The following is a 5,390-nucleotide window of genomic DNA, read 5'->3' as shown; positions in this document are numbered from 1 at the left end:
AACCGCCGATAAACTGGCAGGCGAACTGGAAAAGCAGTACAAGGAAGGGCTGGCATACAAGCGGCGTATGGGCTTCTTGGAGAAATGGCCCGAGTATGAACGATTTAAAGCCGGTGACCAATGGCCTGCAGCTGGGCCGAGGACACAAAACCTGCCACGTCCGGTATTTAACATCATCAAGATGATCGAGACGCATAAGGTTGCAACGGTCATGAGTGAGCAAATAAAGATGATCTTCTCACCACAAGAGTTCACAGATCAAGAAGATGACGGTGTCGGCGATCTGTTCAGCCGTTTTTCTGACGCTACCTGGGAGCGTATCAAGCAGGACGAACTGAACGAGGAATGTTTGGATATAGCAGCCAACACAGGAACAGGGATATTGCATTACTACTGGGATGGAATGGCAAAGGGCGGTAAAAGAGAGCCATGGGTAGGTGAGATGGAAGGCGAAGTGCTGGACCCGATCAATGTATTCTTTGGCAATCCACAACAGCGCCGGGTGCAGAAACAACCCTACATCCTCATCAGCAGCCGTGAGGGTGTCGATAGCGTCAAACGATATGCACGGGATAATGGACTATCCAAAGAAATGGTAAACCAGATCAAGCCAGACAAAGAGACGCAGGATCAAGGGTATGACATGGCAAAGGTCGAGGTAGATGGAGCCGGAAAAGTGACCGTCCTTACTCGTTACTGGAAAAACGAAGATGGTCGGGTCATGTTCTGCAAGGCGGCAGCTGGCCTTACCATCAAGAAGGAGACCGACACACAATTGAGTCTGTATCCTGTAGCAGTTATGCAGTGGGAACGCCGCAAGAAGTCCATATTCGGCGTAGGTGATACTGAGGGCCTTATCCCTAACCAGAAGGCTGTGAATATGCTTGTAGCTATGCAGATCCTGTCTGTACAGCTTACAGGATGGCCTAAACTCGTATATAAGACAAACGCTATTGATCCAGGTAAGGTGACCAATGCTCCTGGTGAGATGATCGAGGATCGAATGGCACCAGGACAGGGAGACGGTGTGAAGTACCTTAATCCCGGTAATATTAGTGCTTCGGCTGCAAATCTGGTCGAGGCTATTTTGGCGTATACCCGGCAAATGACCGGAGCTGACGAAGCCGCAACGGGTTCTGCACCATCTGCTGATCTTAATGCGACAGCGATTATGCTCCTGCAGAAAGCTGCAGCCATACCGATTGAGTCTATCAAACGCAGATTCTACAGTCTCGTTGAGGACATCGGTCGAATATGGGAGGACTTCTGGAAGGTTAAGTACAACCTACCGCGTCAAGTGATCTTGAAAGATAACGAAGGCGAGGAATACGCAGAAGAGTTCCATGGTGCAGCATACCAAGACGTTGAATTCGACTTGAAGATAGATGTCGGACCATCGTCCACTTACAGCGAATCCTTGGTGCTTTCTAGCTTGCAAGAAGCTAGGGCAAGGGGTGACATTACTTATGAACAATACCTTCGATATGCGCCTAAAACAGTGGTTCCTTATCGTGACCGTTTGCTTGATGAAATGGAAAAACAGAAGGGAATTATCGGTATCATTGAACAGTTCATCTCTCAACTCCCGCCAGAACATCAAGCAGAATTTAACGCGATGCCGCCAGAACAACAATTAGGTATGATTCAGCAATTATTTATGCCGCAAATGCAGCAACAATTGCCGCCGATTCCGATACAACAGCAAGCAATTGGGTAATAACTTGTGTCCTATAAATTACATTAAAGGAGGTTTTTGGGATGACGAAGGTCAATATTGAGCCGGAAGGACAGACAAACGGTGATCAGATGATTCAGTTTACTGATACTGCCCCGAGCAAGGGCCGAACGTTTTCGTTTGATACACAGCAAAATCACTTGTATGTGGCGAACGAAGGCACGGAGGATATCGAAGTCAAAGCCGGGGATGTCACGCGTACCATTGCTCCGGGTGATAACTGGGGCGAACCGCTGAATTACAACAGCTTCACGGTTAAGGCGCTGACTGATGACGAGGATATGACCAACGCATTCAGTGTGGCGGCTACAGTGTACGGCTTGCCGGGTGCTGACAGGGTGCCGGGAATACTGGACAACCTAAAGGATAGCATTGAAGCACCGAAGCAGGAGAAGGAACAGAAAGAACAAAAGCAACAAAAGAAATAAATAGCAATCCGGGCTCAGGGTGAGAATCCTTGGGCCCTTTTTATATACAAAATCGGGCGTTGAATCGTTATGGTCGCCGCATAACAAGGAGGAATTACCGTGGAAGATCAAGTGCAAATGGAAAATACGGGCGTTGAAGAGGTACCTGCCGCCGAGGTACAGGAAACAGAAACACAGGTAGAAACGCAATCATCCGAGCAAGTAGATAATTCGGGCGTTGAACAGTCTGAGGTCGCCGCTCAGAACGATGAAAAAGGATTTGCTAAAGCTCTTAAAGCGCGTGAGGAACAGATTCGGGCGCAGTTAGAGCAAGAGTATGGCACGAAAGCAAAAGAAGCCGATCGTTACCAACAGATGCTTGACCGTACTGCAAAGTATTACGGTTTCGATAATCACGATGATTATATGACAGCACTGGAACAGGCCGAACAAGACCGATTAATCCAACAGGAAGCCGAGAAGATGGGCGTACCAGAGGATGTAATCCGTGAGCACATGCAGCCTATGAAGCAGAAGCTCACCGAATATGAGCAAAAGCTTCAACAAATCGAAGAACAGGAGCAATTGCGGAAGATTGAAGCTGAGATACAGACATTATCTTCCCGTTATCCTGACTTTGATCAGTATAAAAAGCAAGTGTTCGACTTAGCAGGAAACCGAGGTTATTCCCTTGAGGATGCGTATAAGATCGCAACCTATGAGGACCGCATGAATTCAGCTGCACAACAAGCAAGGCAAGAAACCATTCGAAATATCCAACAAAACGCCGAGACCGCCACGGGAGCACTTGGAGCAGATGCACCGGATCAAGCCGCAGGATACGCAGGCATGTCCGCAGCTGAGCGCAAGGCATTCCGTGAGCGAGTAAAGTCCGGTCAAACCTAAGGAGATGATTATTCATGGCAACACAAGTACAAGGTTATAATGCAACAACTGGCGTGAACGCTCTGACAGCTGAGCAACACACATATTATCAGGATGCAATGCTTGAACGCTTGACACCGGAACTGGTATGGACCAAGTTCGGCGAAAAGAAGAACATCCCGAAACGTAAGGGTGCAACAACCAACTTCCGCCGTCTGAACAGCCTGAACGTAGTAACCACAGCTTTGACCGAGGGCGTGACACCAGACGGCGTAAACCTGGACATTACACCGATCAACGCAACGGTCAAAGAATACGGTAACTGGACGAAGATTTCCGAGTTCATCAACTTGACTGGCTTTGACCCTTTGATGACGGAAGTAGCCGAGCTGATGGGCGAGAATGCTGGTGAATCCATTGATACCATTGTCCGTGACATGCTGGCAGCCGGTACAAACGTGCTGTATGCCAACAACAAAACAGGTCGTGCAACGGTGGGCGCAGGGGACAAAATCACAGTTCTGGACATTATCAGAGCGCGCCGTGCTTTGATACGTAACAAGGTGAAAGAAATTCGCTTGCCAAGTGGCGGCATGGGTTATGTAGCTTTGATTCATCCAGACGTAGCAGCAGACTTGATTCAAACGGAAGAGTGGAGACAGGCGAACGTAGGAAACGCAACGTCTGATTTCCGGGACGGTGCTATCGGTAAACTGTACGGCGTCTACTTCTACGAAGTGTCCACGGGCGTTAAATTCGAGGACGCAGGCGCTGAAGGTGCTGACGTATACGGCACGATCTTCCTTGGCCGTGGTGCTTACGGTATTCCGGACATCGAGGGTAGCGTGAAGCCTGACATCATCGTTCATCCAGCCGGTTCTGCTGGTGGTGGTGACCCGTTGAACCAATTCAATACAGTTGCATGGAAGTGTGCGTTCACGGTGGTTCGTCTGCAAGAGCTGGCGATCCTTCGTTACGAGTCCGGCGCAACAGTTTAATATCAATTTTTTGAGGGGGCCTGCGGGCTCCCTTTTAATTTTAAGGAGGGCCTGACATGGCTAAGCAAGCAGAAATGGATTTAGGGAAACAGAAAGAAGCAGCATATGCGGAGAAAAGCGCAGCACAACAACTTAAAGCAATGCCGAAAGTAAGCATCATTATCCCGGACGATCCGCAAAACCCGGGTGACCGCGTGGTCCCTATCGGATTTAATGGTGTCGTTTATACCGTGCCGAGAGGTGTAGAAACAGAGGTGCCGGAAGCTATTGCGAAGATTTGGAAAGATTCATACGCACGTACTCGTGCAGTAAATCAACGCATTGACGATAGCACCAAAACAGAAGTCAAAGTAATGTGACATAGGCCCCTTCAAGGGGCTTTTTTGTCTTAATGAGGGGTGAGCAGAGTGACATTACAAGAAATATTGAATGAAATCGCCGAAAAGTACCCGCATGGCTTGTCCAATGACAGCGTAATCCGCAAGATTAACCAGATCCAGAATGAGTTGTTCCGTACCACGTTTCAGGTGAGAACGGCAGCTATCTATCACTTGAGAAAAGGTATCTTCGCTTACACGTTGCCATTCCCGCGCAGTAGCCTTTGTGATGTAGTTGTTAATGGTGTGGAATATTCGTACCAGGACAGCAAGAAAAACTCTAACACAGGGTCGTTCTATTACTTCATCGGGGATAAGGGGTTAGGGATCTACCCAACGCCGGACAAAGATTCTGAAAATAGTTTGACACTGTTCTACTACAAACGTCCTGTGCAGCTGAATGAGTCCAATTTAAATGCGGTACCGGAGTTTGATCAAGACTTTCACATGTTGCTGGTGTACGGCGCCCTGGCACAGATATGCGAGTCTTTTCAGGACACGGCGATGATTAACAATTACACAGCAAAATATAACGGGATGATTGAAGAGTTCCAGAGGGTGAATGACGAAACCCCGGATTACCCTGTTATTGAAGATGTCATGGGGGTGTGGTGATGAGTCAGGCTTCTCAGAAAATAGCGCAACAATATATTGATGGTGGTGTTGTACCAGCGGATCTAGCCGGTCAGGATGCTGCAACAAAAACATATGTAGATGCTCAACTGTCTCAAAGGGATACAAGTATAACCGCTGCGGCGAGTGCAGCAGGGGCTGCTCAAACGTCAATTAATACGCATAAGGCAGATAACACAGTCCACGTTACTCCAAGCGAGAAAACGACTTATACCAATCATATATCTGATGCTAATATTCACGTAACCATAGCAAAGAAAGCAGAATGGGACAGCAAGGCACCAGGAAGCACGGCCACAGAGTTGTCAGCTCACACCGGGAACGCAACAATACATGTTACAGCAGCAGATCACAC

Annotated in this window: 6 protein-coding genes and 1 pseudogene; all 7 read left to right on the top strand. The window is 48.2% G+C overall.

All coding sequences use genetic code 11. The features are described from left to right. On the top strand, positions 1–1,717 hold a 1,717-nt coding region (locus tag BN1234_RS22575; protein WP_170308103.1), incomplete at its 5' end, for a portal protein. A gap of 41 nt (positions 1,718–1,758) precedes the next feature. Then, positions 1,759–2,163 carry a hypothetical protein gene (locus BN1234_RS21570; RefSeq protein ID WP_054958701.1) on the top strand — a complete coding sequence of 135 codons (405 nt, stop codon included), beginning with the start codon at positions 1,759–1,761 and terminating at the stop codon, positions 2,161–2,163. Positions 2,164–2,262: 99 nt separating this feature from the next. Next, on the top strand, positions 2,263–3,048 hold the full coding sequence (locus BN1234_RS21565; RefSeq protein WP_054958700.1) for a hypothetical protein: 786 nt from the start codon (positions 2,263–2,265) through the stop codon (positions 3,046–3,048). Positions 3,049–3,062: 14 nt separating this feature from the next. Continuing rightward, positions 3,063–4,025: a N4-gp56 family major capsid protein gene (locus tag BN1234_RS21560; protein WP_054958699.1), complete on the top strand. Its 963-nt coding sequence runs from the start codon at positions 3,063–3,065 to the stop codon at positions 4,023–4,025. Between the two features lie 56 nt (positions 4,026–4,081). Then, a complete protein-coding gene (locus tag BN1234_RS21555; protein ID WP_054958698.1) occupies positions 4,082–4,384 on the top strand; it encodes a hypothetical protein in 303 nt (100 codons plus the stop codon). Positions 4,385–4,432: 48 nt separating this feature from the next. Further along, positions 4,433–5,017: a phage adaptor protein gene (locus tag BN1234_RS21550; protein ID WP_054958697.1), complete on the top strand. Its 585-nt coding sequence runs from the start codon at positions 4,433–4,435 to the stop codon at positions 5,015–5,017. Further along, a pseudogene (locus tag BN1234_RS21545) lies at positions 5,017–5,390 on the top strand (hypothetical protein); the annotation flags it as partial. The gene BN1234_RS21550 and the pseudogene BN1234_RS21545, both read left to right, overlap by 1 nt.

The organism is Paenibacillus dakarensis (assembly GCF_001373415.1).
GTDB classification, from domain to species: Bacteria; Bacillota; Bacilli; order Paenibacillales; family Paenibacillaceae; genus Paenibacillus_AQ; species Paenibacillus_AQ dakarensis.
The sequence above is the reverse complement of the archived record's forward strand: the minus strand, read 5'-3'. Positions and strand labels throughout refer to the sequence as shown.

Coding starts and splice junctions, on each gene's coding strand:
- BN1234_RS21555 (WP_054958698.1), top strand. CDS start 4,082: ATGGCTAAGCAAGCAGAAATGGATTTAGGGAAACAGAAAGAAGCAGCA.
- BN1234_RS21560 (WP_054958699.1), top strand. CDS start 3,063: ATGGCAACACAAGTACAAGGTTATAATGCAACAACTGGCGTGAACGCT.
- BN1234_RS21570 (WP_054958701.1), top strand. CDS start 1,759: ATGACGAAGGTCAATATTGAGCCGGAAGGACAGACAAACGGTGATCAG.